The organism is Scandinavium lactucae, assembly GCF_033843265.1.
Lineage (GTDB): Bacteria > Pseudomonadota > Gammaproteobacteria > Enterobacterales > Enterobacteriaceae > Scandinavium > Scandinavium lactucae.
Genome location: NZ_JAWXRD010000040.1, coordinates 946,644 through 966,444 on the forward strand (window position 1 = coordinate 946,644; position 19,801 = coordinate 966,444).

Annotated in this window: 13 protein-coding genes; 8 read left to right on the plus strand and 5 right to left on the minus strand. The window is 53.9% G+C overall.

The window, feature by feature from the left end; translation table 11 throughout:
- Positions 1-92: 92 nt before the first annotated feature.
- Positions 93-587, minus strand: coding sequence for a leucine-responsive transcriptional regulator Lrp (gene lrp, locus SIK69_RS22300; RefSeq protein ID WP_002439523.1), 495 nt, complete (start codon positions 585-587; stop codon positions 93-95).
- Positions 588-1,137: 550 nt separating this feature from the next.
- Between lrp and trxB the strand changes: the two genes are divergently transcribed.
- The 7 genes from trxB (at position 1,138) to SIK69_RS22335 (ending at position 13,226) form a co-directional block, all read left to right on the plus strand.
- Positions 1,138-2,106, plus strand: a complete 969-nt coding sequence (trxB, locus tag SIK69_RS22305) for a thioredoxin-disulfide reductase (protein ID WP_319629814.1) — start codon at positions 1,138-1,140, stop codon at positions 2,104-2,106.
- A gap of 115 nt (positions 2,107-2,221) precedes the next feature.
- On the plus strand, positions 2,222-3,988 hold the full coding sequence (gene cydD, locus SIK69_RS22310; protein WP_319629813.1) for a heme ABC transporter permease/ATP-binding protein CydD: 1,767 nt from the start codon (positions 2,222-2,224) through the stop codon (positions 3,986-3,988).
- Entirely contained in the window at positions 3,989-5,710 is a 1,722-nt protein-coding gene (gene cydC, locus SIK69_RS22315; RefSeq protein WP_319629812.1) for a heme ABC transporter ATP-binding protein/permease CydC, read from the plus strand.
- Positions 5,711-5,748: 38 nt separating this feature from the next.
- Positions 5,749-6,453, plus strand: a complete 705-nt coding sequence (aat, locus tag SIK69_RS22320; RefSeq protein ID WP_319629811.1) for a leucyl/phenylalanyl-tRNA--protein transferase — start codon at positions 5,749-5,751, stop codon at positions 6,451-6,453.
- A gap of 277 nt (positions 6,454-6,730) precedes the next feature.
- Complete coding sequence (gene infA / locus SIK69_RS22325; RefSeq protein WP_001040187.1) at positions 6,731-6,949, plus strand: translation initiation factor IF-1; 219 nt, start codon at positions 6,731-6,733, stop codon at positions 6,947-6,949.
- 269 nt (positions 6,950-7,218) lie between these two features.
- Complete coding sequence (locus SIK69_RS22330) at positions 7,219-9,132, plus strand: tyrosine-protein phosphatase (RefSeq protein WP_319787145.1); 1,914 nt, start codon at positions 7,219-7,221, stop codon at positions 9,130-9,132.
- Positions 9,133-9,395: 263 nt separating this feature from the next.
- Positions 9,396-13,226 (plus strand): S6 family peptidase, encoded by a 3,831-nt coding sequence (locus SIK69_RS22335; protein ID WP_319787146.1) that lies wholly within the window; start codon positions 9,396-9,398, stop codon positions 13,224-13,226.
- 185 nt (positions 13,227-13,411) lie between these two features.
- On the opposite strand, the gene clpA is transcribed toward SIK69_RS22335, so the two are convergent.
- Both clpA and clpS read right to left on the minus strand, forming a co-directional pair.
- The gene (gene clpA / locus SIK69_RS22340; protein ID WP_319629808.1) at positions 13,412-15,688 is read right to left on the minus strand and encodes an ATP-dependent Clp protease ATP-binding subunit ClpA; all 2,277 of its coding nucleotides are present in this window, start codon (positions 15,686-15,688) and stop codon (positions 13,412-13,414) included.
- A gap of 30 nt (positions 15,689-15,718) precedes the next feature.
- On the minus strand, positions 15,719-16,039 hold the full coding sequence (clpS, locus tag SIK69_RS22345) for an ATP-dependent Clp protease adapter ClpS (protein ID WP_319629807.1): 321 nt from the start codon (positions 16,037-16,039) through the stop codon (positions 15,719-15,721).
- Between the two features lie 337 nt (positions 16,040-16,376).
- On the opposite strand from clpS, the gene cspD reads away from it, so the two are divergent.
- Positions 16,377-16,604: a cold shock-like protein CspD gene (cspD, locus tag SIK69_RS22350; RefSeq protein ID WP_319629806.1), complete on the plus strand. Its 228-nt coding sequence runs from the start codon at positions 16,377-16,379 to the stop codon at positions 16,602-16,604.
- A gap of 59 nt (positions 16,605-16,663) precedes the next feature.
- On the opposite strand, the gene macB is transcribed toward cspD, so the two are convergent.
- Together macB and macA are read right to left on the minus strand one after the other, a co-directional pair.
- Positions 16,664-18,607 carry a macrolide ABC transporter ATP-binding protein/permease MacB gene (gene macB, locus SIK69_RS22355; RefSeq protein ID WP_319629805.1) on the minus strand — a complete coding sequence of 648 codons (1,944 nt, stop codon included), beginning with the start codon at positions 18,605-18,607 and terminating at the stop codon, positions 16,664-16,666.
- Complete coding sequence (macA, locus tag SIK69_RS22360; RefSeq protein WP_319787147.1) at positions 18,604-19,719, minus strand: macrolide transporter subunit MacA; 1,116 nt, start codon at positions 19,717-19,719, stop codon at positions 18,604-18,606. The genes macB and macA overlap by 4 nt, the downstream gene beginning before the upstream one ends.
- Positions 19,720-19,801: the final 82 nt, after the last annotated feature.

Below are 19,801 nucleotides of genomic sequence, written 5' to 3' on the forward strand. Positions count from 1 at the left end.
AACGGACAACAGCGCCGGGTCTCCCCGGCACTGTTGCTGTATGGATTACCAGGAGTGTAATCAACTTACGCTGATTTTGCACCTGTTCCGTGTTAGCGCGTCTTAATTACCAGACGATTACTCTGCTTAACCTCTTCCATAACCACGTAGGTACGGGTGTCATTCACGCCTGGCAGGCGCAGCAGGGTTTCACCTAACAACTTACGGTACGCTGACATGTCCGGTACGCGGGTTTTCAACAGGTAGTCGAAATCACCGGAAACCAAGTGACACTCTTGAATTTCTTCAAGTTTTTGCACAGCGGAGTTAAATTGCTCAAACACATCCGGGGCACCACGATTCAGAGTTATCTCAACAAAGACCAGCAGCGATGCATCCAGATAATGCGGGTTCAGCAGCGCGGTGTATCCCTGAATAAACCCTTGTCTTTCCAGCCGACGAACACGCTCAAGGCAAGGCGTCGGAGAAAGTCCCACTCGTTTAGAAAGCTCAACGTTGGAAATTCGCCCATCCTTTTGCAATTCGTTCAAAATGTTGCGATCGATGCGGTCGAGATCTTTGCCTGGGCGCTTCTTGCTATCTACCATTATTATTGTCTCTCTGTATTCCTTCCCTACTCCTGTCTTGACCCTGTGCACTTCACTGTTCAGAGCCTGTGCCCGTCGCCTGCGCTACAAATCTGTCACCAGATGTAATGCATAACCCAAGGGTACGTGTTGAGAAGCCGTTGCCTGATGGCAGTCATCGTTATCTCGTATGGCGTCTGTCCACGCCATGCGTCGATAATGCTGACCCGGTTAAAAATGGCATTTGCGTGCATGAAAATTCACCACACGACAAACACTGCTTTTTTCTCCCATCAATGTTTTCGCAAAAGCACAGGGGATTGTCAAAGCAAAACATCGATTTTTAGTACAACATGCCAGTTATTCATTATCACCCCGGGTTGATCATCATGTTATCTCCTTATAATCCCCCGGTTCGCAGTAGAATGAGTTATCACAGTCGTTGATAAAAACACCAATTCATTGACGCAATCTATTACACGTATCGTTAACAAAATTTCTGCACTCTTTTATTACCTCCGCAAATTCCCTACAATCCCGCCCATTGTCTGCCAACATTTATGGGGATCTCATGGGCACGGCCAAACACAGTAAACTGCTTATTCTTGGTTCTGGACCAGCGGGCTATACCGCTGCGGTCTATGCTGCACGCGCTAACCTGCAACCGGTACTGATTACCGGCATGGAAAAAGGCGGTCAGTTGACCACCACCACGGAAGTGGAAAACTGGCCAGGTGACCCGAGCGATCTGACCGGTCCGCTGCTAATGGAACGTATGCATGAGCACGCGGTGAAATTTGAAACCGAAATCCTGTTCGACCACATTAACAAGGTCGATTTACAGAACCGTCCGTTCCGCCTGACCGGCGACAGCGGCGAATACACCTGTGATGCGCTGATTATCGCCACCGGTGCTTCCGCCCGTTATCTGGGCCTGCCTTCAGAAGAGGCGTTCAAAGGCCGCGGTGTGTCTGCCTGTGCCACCTGCGACGGTTTCTTCTACCGCAACCAGAAAGTCGCGGTGATCGGCGGCGGCAACACGGCGGTTGAAGAAGCGCTTTATCTGGCCAACATCGCCTCTGAAGTACACTTGATTCATCGTCGTGACACCTTCCGTGCGGAAAAAATCCTGATCAAGCGTCTGATGGATAAAGTCGAAAGCGGTAACATCGTGCTGCACACCCATCGCACCCTGGAAGAAGTGACCGGCGACCAGATGGGCGTCAGCGGTTTACGTCTGCGCGATACTCAGAACAGCGACAACGTGGAATCACTGGAAGTGGCGGGTCTGTTCGTGGCTATCGGCCACAGTCCAAACACCGCCATTTTCGATGGCCAACTGGAACTGGAAAACGGCTACATCAAAGTGCAGTCCGGCATCCACGGCAACGCGACCCAAACCAGCATCCCTGGCGTGTTCGCGGCTGGTGACGTTATGGACCACATTTACCGTCAGGCAATCACCTCAGCGGGCACCGGCTGCATGGCCGCACTGGACGCCGAGCGTTATCTTGACGGTCTGGCCGATCAGGCAAAATAATCTTTACAAGTCAGTAACAAAGGTAAAGAAGGCGACGATAAGTCGCCTTTATTTTTTCCTCGTTGTAACATTGCCGTGCCTAATGATTCCTAATAAGACACCTGCTAAGCACGCCATGAATAAAACCCGTCAACAAGAGCTTACCCGCTGGTTAAAACAGCAAAGCGTTATATCCCGTCGCTGGCTGATGCTTTCCCGTCTGCTCGGGGCGGTCAGCGGAGTGCTGATTATCGCCCAGGCGTATATTCTGGCCCGAATTCTCCACCATATGATCATGGAGAACATTCCCCGGGAAGCGCTGCTGATGCCATTTGTGGTGCTGGTGTTGGTGTTTATTTTGCGTGCCTGGGTGGTGTGGCTGCGAGAGCGTGTCGGTTTTCATGCCGGGCAACATATTCGCTACGAAATTCGCAAAATCGTGCTCGACCGATTGCAACAGGCCGGGCCTGCCTGGATCCAGGGCAAGCCTGCCGGAAGTTGGGCGACGCTCATCCTTGAACAAATCGACGATATGCACGACTACTATGCCCGCTATCTGCCACAGATGGCATTGGCCGCATCGGTTCCGTTGCTTATCGTGCTGGCTATCTTCCCGTCTAACTGGACCGCGGCGTTAATTCTGCTGTGCACCGCCCCGCTGATCCCGATGTTTATGGCACTGGTCGGCATGGGGGCTGCCGACGCGAACCGTCGTAACTTTCTTGCCCTGGCACGTCTGAGCGGTCACTTCCTCGACCGGCTGCGGGGCATGGATACCTTGCGTATTTTTGGTCGAGGTGCCGCGGAAACGGACAATATTCGTCGGGCCTCCGAGAATTTTCGCCAGCGTACGATGGAAGTTCTGCGACTTGCGTTTCTCTCTTCCGGCGTTCTGGAATTTTTCACCTCACTGTCAATTGCAGTCGTCGCGGTGTACTTCGGCTTTTCCTACCTTGGGCAGCTGAATTTCGGCAGCTACGGCACCGGCGTGACGCTGTTCTCGGGTTTTCTGGCGCTGATCCTGGCCCCGGAATTTTTCCAGCCGCTACGCGATCTCGGCACGTTTTATCACGCTAAGGCGCAGGCCGTGGGTGCCGCCGACAGCCTGAAGACTTTTCTTGAAGCACCTCTGGCTCAGCCGCAGCGTGGCAGTATCAAGCCGGATGACAGCCTGTCAGTCAGTCTGGAGGCGCAAGACCTGATCATTACGTCGCCAGAAGGTAAGGTCCTCGCCGGACCGATGAGCTTTAGTCTTGCCGCCGGGGAGCGCGTAGTGCTGGTCGGTCAGAGTGGCTCGGGGAAGAGCTCGCTGCTCAATACCCTGGCCGGTTTTCTACCTTATGAGGGTTCGTTGAAGGTGAACGGCATCGAGCTCAGTGACCTCGATCCCGACACATGGCGGTGCCTGTTAAGCTGGGTGGGGCAAAACCCGCAGCTCCCGGCGCATACGCTGCGTGACAATGTGCTACTGGCCAATCCACAGGCCAGCGAGGCACAGCTTCATCACGCCCTGGAGCGCGCATGGGTCAACGAGTTTGTCAGCCAGCTTCCACAAGGCATTAACACCCCGGTTGGCGATCAGGCCAGTCGGTTGTCGGTCGGTCAGGCCCAGCGCGTGGCCGTGGCGCGTGCCCTGCTCTCTCCTTGCCGCTTATTGTTACTGGATGAACCTGCCGCCAGCCTCGATGCACACAGTGAACAGCGCGTGATGCAGGCGCTGACCGAGGCTTCCGCGAATCAGACCACCTTAATGGTCACTCATCAGTTGGAAAATCTCACTCAGTGGGATGCGGTATGGGTGATGCATCAGGGTCAGATCGTTGAACAGGGTCAGTTTGCTGAACTTGCCACGGCACAGGGGCATTTTGCCCGCCTGCTCGCTCACCGTCAGGAGGAGATTTAAATGCGCGTGTTAGCCCCCTACCTGGCGCTGTATAAGCGTCACAAATGGCTGTTGTCCCTTGGCGTTATCCTGGCGATTGTCACCCTGCTGGCGAGTATCGGCCTGATTACCCTGTCGGGCTGGTTCCTGTCGGCGTCTGCCGCCGTCGGTTTTGCTGGCGCTTACACCTTTAACTACATGCTGCCCGCCGCGGGTGTGCGGGGTGCCGCCATCGTCCGTACCGCCGGGCGCTATTTCGAACGTCTGGTCAGCCACGACGCGACGTTCCGCGTGCTCCAGCATCTGCGGGTGTTTACCTTCAGCAAGCTAATGCCGCTCTCCCCGGCCGGGTTGGCTCGTTTTCGTCAGGGCGATTTGCTCAACCGCGTCGTCGCCGATGTCGATACCCTCGATCATTTATATTTACGCGTGATTTCGCCGTTGGTCAGCGCCCTGGTGGTGATCGCCGTAGTCACCTTTGGTCTGAGTTTCCTCGACATTACGCTGGCGTTGACGCTTGGCGGAATTATGCTGCTGACGCTGGTCGCCTTGCCGCCGCTGTTTTATCGCGCCGGGAAGCCGACCGGTGAAAGCCTGACCCAGCTTCGCGGCGAATATCGCCAGCAGCTGACCTCGTGGCTGCACGGCCAGGCCGAGCTGAGCATATTCGGGGCCAGCACGCGCTATCGTGAGCAAATGGAGCAGACCGAACTCAGCTGGCATGAGGCCCAGCGTCGCCAGTCGGAGCTGAGCGCACTGTCCCAGGCGCTGATGCTACTGATGGGTTCAGCTGCCGTTATCGTGATGCTGTGGATGGCTGCCGGTGGCGTGGGCGATAACAGCCAGCCAGGCCCGCTGATTGCACTGTTTGTCTTCTGTGCACTTGCCGCCTTTGAGGCGCTGGCCCCTGTCACTGCTGCATTCCAGCATCTTGGGCAGGTAATGGCCTCCGCCGCGCGTATTACCGAACTGACCGAGCAGAAGCCTGAGGTGGACTTCCCACAGACCGCCGCTGAAGTACCAGGACAGATGAGTTTGACCCTCAACAACGTCAGCTTCAGCTACCCGCAGCAGACACAGCCTGCCCTGGCGAATATCCATTTACAGGTCAACGCCGGAGAACATATTGCTATTCTTGGCCGGACCGGCTGCGGCAAATCGACACTGCTCCAGCTACTGACCCGCGCGTGGGATCCGCAGCAGGGCGAACTGCTGTTAAATCAGCAGCCGATTGCCGCCCTCGATGAAATAACGCTGCGCCGCAGCATGAGCGTGGTTCCGCAGCGCGTTCACCTGTTCAGCGCCACGCTGCGCGACAATCTGCTGCTGGCAGCCCCGGGCGCAACGGATGACGAGCTGACAACCGTTCTCACACGCACCGGGCTGGATAAACTCCTCGACGACAGCGGGCTCAACAGCTGGCTCGGCGAAGGTGGTCGGCAACTCTCTGGCGGTGAGCTACGTCGTCTGGCAATTGCCCGCGCCCTGCTCCACGATGCGCCGCTGATGTTACTCGACGAACCGACCGAAGGCCTGGATGCCACCACCGAAAGCCAAATCCTTGATTTATTGGCAGATGTGATGCGCGATAAAACCGTGCTAATGGTCACCCATCGCCTGCGCGGCCTGGCCCGTTTTGAGAAAATAATTGTGATGGACAACGGACACATTATTGAGCAAGGTAATCACGCAGAATTGCTGGCGCAACAGGGTCGTTATTACCAGTTCCGACAGCGTATCTAAACTACTATTGATCATTATCAGGCGTGGAGTTGTGAAGTATGCGGCTGGTCCAGTTGTCACGTCATTCCATAACCTTTCCATCGCCGGAAGGTGCCCTGCGCGAGCCTAACGGTCTGCTCGCGCTCGGGGGCGATCTCAGCCCAGCGCGCCTGCTGATGGCCTATCAACGCGGTATCTTTCCCTGGTTCTCTCCCGGTGACCCTATTTTATGGTGGTCACCGGACCCGCGCGCCGTGCTATGGCCCGCTGATTTTCACCTCAGCCGCAGCATGAAACGTTTTCATAAATCGTCACCCTATCGCATTACGCTCAACCATGCCTTCGGCCAGGTGATAGAAGGCTGCGCCGACGACCGTGAAGAAGGCACCTGGATAACGGAGAGTATCGTGCAGGCATATCACCGTTTACACGAACTGGGCCATGCGCATTCGGTCGAAGTGTGGCTCGGGAGCGAACTGGTGGGTGGCATGTACGGCGTGGCGCAAGGTGCGCTGTTCTGTGGCGAGTCGATGTTCAGCCGGGCAGTCAATGCCTCGAAAAGCGCATTGCTGGTTTTCACCCAGGCTTTCGCCAGCCAGGGTGGCAAACTGATGGATTGCCAGGTGCTGAACAACCACACTGCATCGCTGGGTGCCATCGAAATTCCCCGCCGTGAATACCTGGATTACCTTGCTGAGCTGCGAGCGCAGCCGCTGCCCGGGCATTTCTGGGTGCCGCGCACGCTCTTTTCACCTCAAGTGTAAATGTTTTCGGCACATTTTTTGTCAGGGTGATATAATTGCGCCTGAAGTCGTTTCTGCCTGCTGCCCCGCCATCGTTTCAGGAATATCCCTCAATACGTTTGCGCTCGTCATACGGTACTCATGTGTGACAGACGGGTAATGCGCAAAAACGATCTCTTTTTTACCCTGCACAACGGCATTAGGCCGAAAGGTGACGGGTAAATCTTTACTTAATTGCTGAATTTCGGCATTATCTTGCCGGTTCAAAACAATGGTAGTGATACCCCCCGAGGACTAGATGGCCAAAGAAGACAATATTGAAATGCAGGGTACCGTTCTCGAAACGTTACCTAACACTATGTTCCGCGTAGAACTGGAAAACGGTCACGTGGTAACTGCGCATATCTCCGGTAAAATGCGTAAAAACTACATCCGCATTCTGACGGGCGACAAAGTGACTGTTGAGCTGACCCCGTACGACCTGAGCAAAGGCCGCATTGTCTTCCGTAGTCGCTGATTGACCTCATGCCGCAAGGCTAGCAGTATGCTGAAAGGCCGGGATAGTTCCTGGCCTTTTTCATTTCCGCTCGTACGTACTCGTCCCCTCAGACTTAAGTGAACCTTAATATGAGAACAAGCCCCGCTGTAAAGTTAACAAGCGAAACCATAACTCATTGTTCTTATTTAATTTATTTCACGTTCACATTAATAAAACAGAAATAAAAATTTAACAATCACTTCTTATACTTCGCGCCATATTCATCATTGATGGCAAGGAGTATCGTTTTGAAATCTTCTGTTCAACCTCTGGCTCTGCTTATTAGCCTGGTTTGCTGCGTCGCACAGGCGGATGACCTGTCACTCTCAACCCCGCGTCTGGCAGGCATTGATAACTTCCGTGATGTCGCCGGGTTAACCAGCGCTTATCGTACTGACCATGATGGCGTTATGCGCGCGGGGGTCTTTTACCGTTCCAATGCCCTGACGCCTCAAGGTGACGACCTGGCGGTACTGAACACGCTCAAGGTGACTACGGTTATCGATTTACGTTCACCGACTGAGGTGGCATCCCAACAGGATTCGCTCCCGGCTAACAGTCGATATGTGAATGTCGATTTGATTGGCAGCAACGGGGCTTTCGTTATTGATCTCAGCAAAATGACGGTAGGCGATGTCGATACCATGATGGAAAGCGGCGAACGGAGCTTCGTCACGAGCGACTATACCCGTCAAGGGTTGGGTGAGGTCTTCCGTGAACTTGCCAGCGCCGATGAGGCTACCCTGTTCCACTGCACGGCGGGAAAAGACAGGACAGGCTGGGTCAGCGCCGTCTTACAGACCATTGCCGGGGTAAGCCAGGATGACATCATGGCCAATTATCTGGCGACTAACGCCTACACTGCCCCACGGATCAATGCCACCCTTTCCACGCTGCCCGCCTCGATGCGTGATACCTACGGAGCCCTGATGGGCGTTCGCGCCAACTGGTTGCAGGCGGGCCTGGATCAAGTTGTTGCCAGCTATGGTTCGATGGATAACTACCTGAAACAAGGTCTCGGTCTCGATCAAGCCACGCTTTATGTGCTGCGTGGAAAAATGGTGCGCTATCTGAGTTTACCGGGACAAACCGCCTTCAGCGGAAATGCGGCCGAAGGGGCTGGGTTGTTGAATGCGTTGCAGGATTCGGCGCTGTCTGGTCGCTACACCGCCTATAACTATTATCTGCAGAATGCTATCGATACCGGGTCACTCGCCGGGGTCGAAAAGCAGGTTGGCGGCCAGGTTCATGCTGATGCGGCAAGCTATTTGCTGCGTCAGCCGTCTCGTTTATATGATGCTCTCGCCCCGGTCATTTCCGGACAAGGGATGCAAAATGAGCAGTCACGGGTGTGGTTACAGGGCCTATCCAGCTATCTCGGTACTGACAGCAGCGCCCAGGCTAGCGCCAGCAGCGAACACACCAATGGCGCGATGGTCGGCGTCACCTACCGTGTGAACGATCGCGGCGCAATCAATGGCGGCTTAGCCTACAGTCATGGTGCCGTCTCCTCCGCTGGGGGTGAGGTGAAGACCAACACCACTGCGCTCAGCCTTGGCGGGCGGTATGCGCTGGAGACCCTCGATAGCGGTCCCTGGTTGGGCTTACAGGGCAGTGCGGGATATATCGACTACCAGAGTGAGCGCCATCTGAACGGCGTCTTAGGGACCGCCAGCGGCGATTCTAATGGGCAGTACTTCAGCGGACGGGCTTCCGTTGGCTGGCTGACCAACGCTGCCACCCTTTCTTTAACGCCAGCACTCGGGGTACAGGTCAGTCACCTCAATATCGACGGTTTTCAAGAAAGCGGCAGCGAGTTGGCGCTAGATATGGCGGGCGTCAACGAAACGCAGACCAGCCTGACCGCCGATCTCGGCATCAATATTCAACCCCAAACCGCAGGTAACTGGACGCTGATGCCAGGTATAACGCTGGGATATGAACGGGTGTTGAATGACGACACCACCGCCAGCCACGGCACGTTGTATGGCTTCGGTGTGGATCAAACGTCTGCATTTGGCAGTAACAATCTGTATAAGGCTGGGTTACAACTGAGCGCGAGTTACCGCAACGTCACGGTCGGCACACGCGTGAACTATCTGACCGCAGATACGCACAGCGATGGCGTTTCTGGCCAGCTGGATGTGGCTATCGCTTTTTAATAGCAACTGAAAATGAGGTCTGTGCAAAAGCATGGACCCTGTTCATAACAAACGTGAATTAAGCATCTCTAATAATACATTTAAGTTAAATGTATTACCTCATTAGAAGGCTGTTTTATTTACGTTTAACACCGCCATTACCCCCCCTATTTCACGCGTTTCCATTTATAGCCATGTCATTGTCCATTGTTGCACACCGCCCCCCCTGTTAGCATTATTAACTATTTTCCAAAATTAAATATTCAATATGCAAGGAAGAATAAATGAAATGGAAGCCAAGGCTACTGAGTAGCTTAATTGCATTGGCACTATTTGATGCCGACGCAGGAATTATGCGAGAAGATGTTTCGGTGCAGGACTATCGTGACTTTGCTGAGAACCTTGGCAAGTATGGGGTCGGTGAAGAAAACATCGAAGTTTTTAAGATGGATGGCACGTCGGCTGGCATTCTTAATTTCCCAATGCCAGATTTTGGCGCAATTAATAGCCTGGGCTTTGCTACACTAATTTCACCCTCTTATGTTGCCAGCGTTGCTCATAATACCGGATATAGCACTGTTGATTTCGGTAATCACGCTAAATACAGAACCACCTATAAATTAATTAGCCGTAATGTTCATCCCGCTTATGAGCAATGGAACAAAGACTTTCATGTCCCTCGCCTGAATAAAGTGGTTACTGAAGCAGCCCCAATGCCAATGGTTGATACTCAGGAGGTACGTAATAACCGAGAACGTTACGTTTATTTCGCGAGAGCCGGATCGGGAACGCAGTATCAGGTTGATCCGATAACTAAAAAACCCGTTTATATTACTGGCGCATACGAATGGAAAAGCGGTGGCACTATGGTCAATCCCACCTTTGAACCATCGCGTTTACGGTGGACAAACTACGGGCCGCCTGATGCACGTGCTCAGCCATTCAGTTCAGCGATACAAGCCGGCGACAGCGGAAGCCCTCTCTATGTTTACGATAACGTTGAAAAAGAGTGGAAAATCTATGGTGTTTCTCCATGGGGAGGCACAGGAAAGACAGGATACGAATACACCAGTTATACGCTGGATATGCAGCTCAATTTCCTCAAGGGCATTATCTCTGATAATACCGATCCGGATGTGACCGATGTTGCCGCCGATGGGGATATTCACTGGTCGGCAGCCAATATTACACAGGGCGAAAATAGCTGGCAGTGGCACGGCGTTGATACCGAATTGCCTTCTCAGGCCACGGCTGATGAACTTAATACCTCCAAAGACCTACGCTTTGCCGGTGACGGTGGTCTGATCGTGCTCGACAACGCGGTCAATCACGGTGCGGCAAAACTACAGTTTTCCAACGATTATCGCGTCGTATCTGCCGAGGGAGCCGACAGCACCTGGGTTGGCGGTGGTATTGAAGTGGATACGGGTAAAACCGTCGACTGGGAAGTCAATGGCTTAGCCGGAGACACGCTGCATAAAATCGGTCAAGGTACGCTGTACGTCAATGCAGTGGGCAATAATGGCGGGGCGCTGAACGTCGGTGACGGGACGGTGGTTTTAGCCCAGCAGGCCAATGAGGCTGGTGAGCAACACGCCTTTTCCAAAATCACTATTGTCAGCGGCCGCCCGACCGTGCAGATAGGCGGTGAAAACCAGATTGATAGTAGTGATATTTACTTTGGTTATCGCGGCGGCAACCTGGATTTGAATGGCTATGATATGGCTTTCAGCGCCATTAATCACAGTGATTCTGGTGCGGCGATTATTAACAGCAATCCAGACCAGCTCAGCACGCTGACATTAAATAACACTGGCAACCAGACATTTGTTGGTCATCTCGGTAGTCAGGAAACAGCCGCCAATTTAAACGTTGACTACACCCCTGATTCTACTGCGGGCGTCTGGGAACTGGCCGGTGGGGCCGATCTGAATCAGCTTTCCGTACAAAACGGCATTCTTAGACTGTCTGGACGCCCAACGCCTCATGCCGGGAATACCGTTTTCACTGATGACTGGATTGATGAAACCTACAACATCAACCAGCTTGATGTCGCAAGCTTTGCCACCTTACGACTGAAAGAGCATGCCACCCTGAATGCCAATGTGAAGCTCGATAAGCAAGCAAACTTGATGCTGAACAGCAAGTCACATTTAAGCGGTCAGGTTGAGCTCACCGCCGGGAGTATAATTTCCGTTGATCAGGCCGAAAGTAAAACCAGCAGCACTGACGGCACGAATGATGTGGTCATTGATGCGGTCATGTCCGGTAACGGAACATTGAAAAAAATGGCTCCGGGTGCGTTGTATATCAATAGTGATAATACCTTCACCGGCTCTACGCATATTTACAGCGGAGCGCTGATCCTCAACGGATCGCTTATCTCGCCCCTCATTATGGAACAAAACACCGTGTTGGCGGGTAACAGCACCCTCAAGAATCTCATCCTCAAGGATGATGTGCAGTTGCTGCCTTACTGGCCAACGGAAGGCGAGAACGACGTCTTTGCGCCAGCAACACAAACCGTTAACGGCTCGCTGTCCGCTGGCAACAATAACCTGCTTAGCTTACGGACACATTTCGAGCCGGACTCTGCACAAACAGACAGGTTGCTTATCAATGGCGATGTCGTTTCCAGTAATCCAATCAGTGTGCAGGTCATGCCGTCAGGCGTCGGGTACTTCACGGATGCGGATAATGACGGAGCGGCGGATAATCAGGAAGGGATTTCACTGATTCAGGTAGCGGGTCAGGCCACAAAAGACAGCTTTAAGCTGGCCGGAGAATATGTTGCACGTGGCGCGTATGCCTACAGCCTGTATGCTTTCGCACCGGGTCGCAGCGCTGAAGAGCAGCGTGCAGTGACAGGCGATGGCGACCAGTTCTGGGATTATCGTCTGCAAAATAATATGCTGACCGAAGGGGATAACACCGTACCGATTGACAATACGCCAGTGCCTGACCCAACACCCGATGATGACGATGACACGCCGGTTCCCGACCCAACACCCGATGGTGGCGATGACACGCCGGTTCCCGATCCAGCCCCGGATGACGGCGATGATACACCGGTTCCCGATCCAGCCCCGGATGACGGCGATGACATTCCTGTACCGCCGATGCCAACGCCGGATGATGATGATAGTGGGAAAAATGCACGACCGGCAGTCACGCCGCAGGTGCCTTCCTACTTGTCTTTACCTTCTGCCTTGCTGAGTTTTAACAGTCGGGTAAGTGAAACGTTCCGTAACCTGGCGTTAGCGCAAGATGACAATAAGCTGAGCATCTTCTTCCAGTATCTCAACGGGGAAGACAACTATCATTCCACCCTCGGCTTTATGAATTATGGTTATGACTATAAACAAAAAGAGGAAGGCTGGTTGTTTGGCGGAAAGGTTATGCATCTGGAGGATGATACTCACTCTCTGGCGCTGAATCTTGGTCTCTCAAGTGCCAATCTGGAGGTCACACCCGATGCTGCAGATGGCAATAGCAAAACGGAATATACGGCCTGGGGCTTATCCTCCCTGTTGTCTTATAAAAATAAGAGCGGGTTAATCGTAGATCTTGCGTCAGACGTTGCCATCTATGACGGCAATGTTTCTACCGACCTGCGTGGCAGTGAAGTTGCAGATATCAATGCTACCTCTTACAGCGGCTCAGTTGATATCGGGTATCAATTCAACCTCGGTAATCATCAACTGACACCAACCGCCGGTATGGGTATCCAGTACCTTAAAGTAGATGATTTTACTGACATTGATAACACTTCAGTACATTACGATGATATGACCCGCCCGACAGCGCGACTGGGCATGCGTTACCGCTATGACTGGAATACAGCAAATGCCGGGAAATGGGCTATAACGGCTAACACATTATTAATCAAAGATTTTAGTGATGATATGACACTCAAAATTGGAGACAGCTACAGCAACGTCAGCAACAGTTTCCGTAGCGGTGTAGCGGGAAGCTCGGCGATGATCGATTTGGGAATCATCAATAACCCGACCCCAAATGTGTCCCTGAACACCGGCGTTCAGTATCAGCACCGACTTGAAGATGAAGGCGTGGATTACTTGCAGGCCGTTGCAGGGGTAAAAATTAGCTTCTAAAACCTCAATATTTCAGAGGCCGGTAAACCGGCCTCTGAAACCGTCGTGACATCTTATCTTGCCTGATGGCGCTGGCGCTTATCAGGCCTACAAAATCTTAAGACATAAAAAAACCGGGCTTTCGCCCGGTTCGGTTTCATAACCTGATCGTAGGCCCGGCACGCAAGCGCTGCCGGGTTCGAGGCTTAATGTGCCGCTTCCGCTTTGCGCTTCTGCGCCGCCTGGAAGTCATAGGTCAGCGCATTGGCTTCGGCATCGAGCGCGACGGTCACCTGACCGCCGTCGACCAGTGAACCAAACAGCAGTTCGTTGGCGAGCGGTTTTTTCAGGTTGTCCTGAATGACGCGCACCATTGGACGCGCCCCCATCGCACGGTCGTAGCCTTTCTCTGCCAGCCAGTTGCGGGCTTCCTGACTGACCTCCAGCGACACACCTTTCTGATCCAACTGCACCTGCAGTTCGACGATGAACTTATCGACAACCTGATGAATAACCTCGGTCGACAAGTGATCGAACCATATGATGTTGTCCAGACGGTTACGGAATTCCGGCGTGAAGATTTTTTTAATCTCTTCCATCGCATCGGTGCTGTTATCCTGGTGGATCAGGCCGATGGATTTACGCTCAGTTTCACGCACCCCGGCGTTGGTAGTCATCACCAGCACCACGTTACGGAAGTCTGCCTTGCGGCCGTTGTTATCGGTCAGCGTGCCGTTGTCCATCACCTGCAACAGCAGGTTGAAGACGTCCGGGTGCGCTTTCTCGATTTCATCCAGCAGCAGTACCGCGTGCGGATGTTTAATTACCGCATCGGTCAGCAGACCGCCCTGATCAAAGCCCACGTAGCCCGGAGGCGCACCAATCAGACGACTGACGGTGTGGCGCTCCATGTACTCAGACATATCGAAACGCAACAGCTCAATACCGAGCGCTTTCGACAGTTGCACCGTGACTTCGGTTTTCCCGACCCCGGTTGGCCCGGCGAACAGGAAGGAACCGACCGGCTTATGATCCTGACCCAGACCAGCCCGGCTCATCTTGATGGCTTCGGTTAAAGCCTCGATGGCTTTATCCTGACCAAAGACCAGCATTTTCAGGCGGTCGCCGAGATTTTTCAGGGTGTCCCTGTCGCTCTGCGAGACGCTTTTCTCCGGGATACGCGCAATGCGCGCCACCACGGTTTCAATGTCCGCAACGTTGATTGTTTTCTTGCGTTTGCTGATGGGCATCAGACGTGCCCGCGCGCCCGCTTCATCAATCACGTCTATCGCTTTATCCGGCAGATGACGGTCATTTATGTATTTCACCGCTAGCTCCACCGCCGCACGTACCGCTTTAGCGGTGTAACGCACGTCGTGGTGCGCTTCGTACTTCGGCTTCAGCCCGTTGATAATCTGCACGGTCTCTTCCACCGACGGCTCAGTAATATCAATTTTCTGGAAGCGACGCGCGAGGGCGCGGTCTTTTTCGAAAATATTGCTGAATTCCTGATAGGTCGTGGAACCGATCACCCGAATTTTGCCGCTGGACAGCAGCGGTTTAATCAGGTTTGCCGCATCCACCTGGCCGCCCGACGCCGCACCCGCCCCAATAATGGTGTGGATCTCGTCGATAAACAGGATGCTGTTGGTATCCTGCTCCAGCTGTTTGAGCAGCGCTTTGAAGCGTTTTTCAAAATCACCGCGATATTTGGTGCCCGCTAACAGCGAACCAATATCCAGCGAGTAAAGGGTGCAATCAGCGATTACTTCCGGCACGTCACCCTGCACGATACGCCAGGCGAGACCTTCCGCAATCGCGGTTTTACCGACGCCGGACTCACCGACCAGCAACGGGTTATTTTTACGACGACGGCACAGGACCTGAATGGCGCGTTCCAGCTCTTTATCGCGACCGATCAGCGGATCGATGCCGCCTACGCGAGCAAGCTGATTCAGATTGGTGGTGAAGTTTTCCATACGATCCTCCCCGCCTGCTTGCTCTTCAGTGTTCGGTTGGCTTCCGGAATCGGAAGACTGGCTCGGCTCGTCTTTACGCGTGCCGTGGGAGATGAAGTTCACCACATCGAGACGGCTGACTTCGTGCTTACGCAGCAGATAGGCTGCCTGGGATTCCTGCTCGCTGAAAATGGCCACCAGCACATTGGCCCCGGTGACTTCACTGCGACCAGACGATTGAACGTGGAATACGGCACGCTGTAATACGCGCTGGAAGCTGAGCGTCGGCTGAGTGTCGCGCTCTTCTTCGCTGGCAGGCAGAACCGGCGTGGTCTGTTCGATGAAGGCTTCGAGTTCCTGACGCAGCGCCACCAGATCCACGGAGCAGGCTTCCAGCGCTTCGCGGGCAGATGGGTTGCTGAGCAGAGCCAGCAACAGATGCTCGACGGTCATAAACTCATGACGGTGCTCGCGCGCTCTGGCGAAAGCCATGTTTAAACTGAGTTCCAGTTCTTGATTGAGCATAGGCACCTCCCCCAATTTGAATGCCTGAAATCAGGCCTGTTCCAGCGTACACAACAACGGATGCTCGTTCTCCTTGGCGTACAGGTTCACCATCGCAACTTTGGTTTCGGCGACTTCCGCGGTAAACACCCCGCAAATCGCTTTCCCCTGATAGTGAACGGCGAGCATCAGTTGCGTTGCACGTTCTACATCATAAGAAAAGAATTTCTGTAACACGTCAATAACAAACTCCATCGGCGTGTAATCATCATTGAGCAAAATCACTTTATACATCGACGGCGGCTGAAGCGCGTCGCGCACTTTGTCTTCTGCAAGCTGGTCAAAATCCAGCCAATCTCGCGTCTTACCCATTGTCAGTGTTCATCTTCGGTTGCCGCTCCGGCGGAAAACATCCCGTCGGCTTCCCAGAGCGAGTTCTAATGAATCTACAGTAAAGCGTAGATAACTATCCTCTATTACTGCCATTCGCCATTCCTGCTATTCGCGACTTTCGTCACATTCCTTGCAATAGCGTTAACTGCTTCAAATTTTGGCGCATTTTTCACCGAACTTCGCTAACTGTCGCTTGACGCGTTGCCTGATTTATCTAAATTGTACAAGCGAGAGTTGGCGAGGTTTTGAACAGCCCGCCGATTTCACCACCGGTTCTTTCCATCTGATTATAAAGATTCTCGAAGGATGTCGATGTATGGAAATGGGTACTGTTAAGTGGTTCAACAATGCTAAAGGGTTCGGCTTCATCTGCCCTGAAGGCGGCGGCGAAGATATCTTCGCGCATTACTCCACCATCCAGATGGATGGCTACAGAACGTTAAAAGCCGGACAGCCCGTTCGGTTTGATGTCCATCAGGGACCCAAAGGCAACCACGCTAGCGTGATTGTTCCTGTCGAGGCTGAAGCCGCCGCAGTTGCGTAACGCTTACGCTTTATTGTGTACCAAAATGCCAGTCCTGACGACTGGCATTTTTCTGTCTTTTATTCACGCGCCAACGCATCGACCGGGTCAAGCCGGGCCGCATTCCGCGCCGGTAACCAGCCGAACAGCACCCCGGTCAGCGTTGAACAGATGAACGCCATCACCAGCGCCAACGGGGAAAAACCAATCCCCCAGTCCGGCAAGAACAGTTGTAAGGTGAAGGCGATAATTAGCGAAAGGCTGACACCCAACGCCCCGCCCACCAGGCACACCAGCACCGCTTCAATCAAAAACTGTTGCAGCACATCGCTGGCACGCGCCCCTACTGCCATCCGAATACCGATTTCCCGGGTCCGTTCGGTGACCGACACCAGCATGATATTCATCACCCCAATGCCCCCGACCACCAGCGAGATAATCGCCACCAGCGTTAAGAACAACTGTAGTGTATGTGTGGTCCGCTCGGCGGTTTTCAAGATGCTGTCCATATTCCAGGTGAAGAAATCCTTCTTCCCGTGACGCAAACTCAGTAGTCGGGTCAGCTGTTGATCCGCAAGGGCGCTGTCATAGCCTTCGTTGACCCGCACCGTGATTGAGTTCAGCCACGACTGACCCATTACCCGCCCGGCCATGGTGGTATACGGCAGCCAGACGCGCAGAATTTTGCTGCTGCCAAACATCGATTGTTTCTCATCCGCCACGCCAATCACCGTCGCGGGCGTGTTGCCCACCAGCAAAATTTCACCGACCACGTTGGCTTTGTTAGGGAACAGCTGACGACGGGTATTGCTGTCGAGCACCACCACCTGCGCCCGGCCGTTAAGCTGCACTTCATTGAAAGTATTCCCTTCGCTAAAGGTCATGCCGTAGACGTTAAAGTACTGCGCGCCTACGCCTTCAACGCTTGCCGACACATCGGTATTACCCACTCGCAAACGCAGGCTTTTTGAGATGGCGGGCGTCGCTGAACGCACCCACGGCTGTTTTTGGATAGCCAGCAAATCGTCATATTTCAGTGCCTGCTGATACTGTGGGTCGTCATCGCCAAAATCTTTACCGGGATAGACGTCGATAGTGTTGGTGCCAATCGCACGGATATCCGCCAGCACCATCTGTTTGGCGGCATCACCGACCACCACGATCGACACCACCGAGGTAATGCCGATGATGATCCCGAGCATGGTTAACAGGGTGCGCATTTTATTGGCGGCCATTGCCAGCCACGCCATGGTTAGTGCTTCCCGAAAACCGCTGACAAACTGCCGCCAGCCGGTGATTTCCACCGCCGCCGCGATCTTCGCTTCCCCCGCCACGGCCATTTTCGGCGGGGGATTACTGATAATTTCGCCATCGCGAATTTCGATAATCCGCTCGGCCTGCGCCGCCACCGCCGGATCGTGGGTCACAATAATTACCGTATGACCCTGCGATTTCAGCTGATGCAGGATAGCCATCACTTCCTCACCGGAATGGGTATCCAGCGCCCCGGTCGGTTCATCGGCCAGAATGACCTGTCCGCCGTTCATTAGCGCCCGGGCGATACTCACCCGTTGCTGCTGGCCGCCGGAAAGTTGCGACGGCTGATACTCCACGCGATCGCCCAAGCCGAGACGCTGCAACAATTGCTGCGCACGTTCCAGACGACGCTTGCGCTCGGTGCCCGCATACACCGCTGGCACTTCCACGTTTTGCGCGGCGGTCAAATGCGACAGCAGATGGTAGCGCTGGAAGATAAAGCCAAAGTGCTCCCGACGCAGACGGGCCAGCGCATCACCGTTCAGTGTCGCCACATCGGTTCCCGCCACGCGGTAGGTGCCGCTGGTCGGTTTATCAAGACAGCCGAGAATGTTCATCAGCGTCGATTTCCCGGAGCCGGATGCCCCGACGATCGCCACCATTTCCCCGGCATTGATGCTGAGCGTAATACCCTTCAGCACCTCCACGCTCTGCTCCCCGGACGGATAGCTTCGCCGAATATCGCTCAGCTCAAGCAGCGCCGTCATTTCGCCGCTCCGGGTTTGCCCTCGCCGGTAATCACTTCATCGCCCTCTGCAAGCCCTTTCACCACTTCAACGTCGGTGTCGTTGCGCGTACCGATGGTCACTTCGCGCTCTTTCACCTCACCGTTACGCAGCAGGCGCACGTTGTAACGATTATCGCCAACCGCATCGCCGAGGGACGAGAGTGGGATGGTCAGCACGTTGTTGACTCCGGAAAGTTGAATATGCACCTGAGCCGTCATTTCCAGGCGCAGCACGCCTCGCGGGTTAGGCACTTCAAAACGGGCATAGTAAAAAATGGCATCGTTGACCTTCTCCGGGGTCGGCAGAATGTCTTTCAGGGTGCCTTCGTAGCGGGTGAGCGGATCGCCCAACACGGTGAACCAGGCTTTCTGCCCCGGTTTAAGATGAATAACGTCGGCCTCAGACACCTGCGCTTTCACCAGCATGGTGCTGAGGTCGGCCAGGGTCAGAATGTTTGGTGCCTGCTGCGCGGCAATCACCGTCTGGCCTTGCAGAGTGGTAATTTGCGTCACTTCCCCGGCCATCGGGGCCAGAATGCGGGTGTAATCGAGATTGGTTTTGGCGGTGTCGAGCGTCGCCTGATTGCGCTTGATCTGCGCATCAATGGTGCCAATCTGCGCGTCTTTTACCGCCACGTCGGTGGCGGTGGTATCGAGATCCTGCCGCGAAATCAGCTGGGTTTTTGCCAGTTGCAGATTACGGGCATAGGTCACCTGCGCGAGCTTACGCTCCGCCAGTGCCTGTAAGCGCTGAGCGCGCAGCTCCATCAGCGTGGCTTCCACTTCTTTAATCTGGTTTTGCGCCTGTTCAGGATCGATAACCCCTAACAACTGGTCTTTTTTCACCTTATCGCCAATCGCCACTGACAGCGTTTTCAACTGGCCGCTGACCTGCGCCCCGACGTCAACCTTACGCAGAGCATCGAGTTTCCCGGTCGCCAGCACGCTCTGTTGCAGATCGCTTTTACGGACAATCAGCGTCTGATAACTCGGTAACGGCGCGTTCAGCGTCCGCCATAACCAGACCCCGCCCAGCAGCACCAACACCGCCAGAATCAGGTAACCTTTTTTGCGTTTTCCCTTTAGCTTCATAAAAATCCCGAATGTTTGTCTTCTGTCGTTGATTGTATCTAAACATTTCCTCAACGAAACCCTATCTTTCAGTGAAGCGTCT

Excerpts from the sequence above, each read along its gene's own strand:
- lrp (WP_002439523.1), bottom strand. The coding sequence starts at position 587 with ATGGTAGATAGCAAGAAGCGCCCAGGCAAAGATCTCGACCGCATCGAT.
- trxB (WP_319629814.1), top strand. The coding sequence starts at position 1,138 with ATGGGCACGGCCAAACACAGTAAACTGCTTATTCTTGGTTCTGGACCA.
- cydD (WP_319629813.1), top strand. The coding sequence starts at position 2,222 with ATGAATAAAACCCGTCAACAAGAGCTTACCCGCTGGTTAAAACAGCAA.
- cydC (WP_319629812.1), top strand. The coding sequence starts at position 3,989 with ATGCGCGTGTTAGCCCCCTACCTGGCGCTGTATAAGCGTCACAAATGG.
- aat (WP_319629811.1), top strand. The coding sequence starts at position 5,749 with ATGCGGCTGGTCCAGTTGTCACGTCATTCCATAACCTTTCCATCGCCG.
- infA (WP_001040187.1), top strand. The coding sequence starts at position 6,731 with ATGGCCAAAGAAGACAATATTGAAATGCAGGGTACCGTTCTCGAAACG.
- SIK69_RS22335 (WP_319787146.1), top strand. The coding sequence starts at position 9,396 with ATGAAATGGAAGCCAAGGCTACTGAGTAGCTTAATTGCATTGGCACTA.
- clpA (WP_319629808.1), bottom strand. The coding sequence starts at position 15,688 with ATGCTCAATCAAGAACTGGAACTCAGTTTAAACATGGCTTTCGCCAGA.
- clpS (WP_319629807.1), bottom strand. The coding sequence starts at position 16,039 with ATGGGTAAGACGCGAGATTGGCTGGATTTTGACCAGCTTGCAGAAGAC.
- cspD (WP_319629806.1), top strand. The coding sequence starts at position 16,377 with ATGGAAATGGGTACTGTTAAGTGGTTCAACAATGCTAAAGGGTTCGGC.
- macB (WP_319629805.1), bottom strand. The coding sequence starts at position 18,607 with ATGACGGCGCTGCTTGAGCTGAGCGATATTCGGCGAAGCTATCCGTCC.
- macA (WP_319787147.1), bottom strand. The coding sequence starts at position 19,719 with ATGAAGCTAAAGGGAAAACGCAAAAAAGGTTACCTGATTCTGGCGGTG.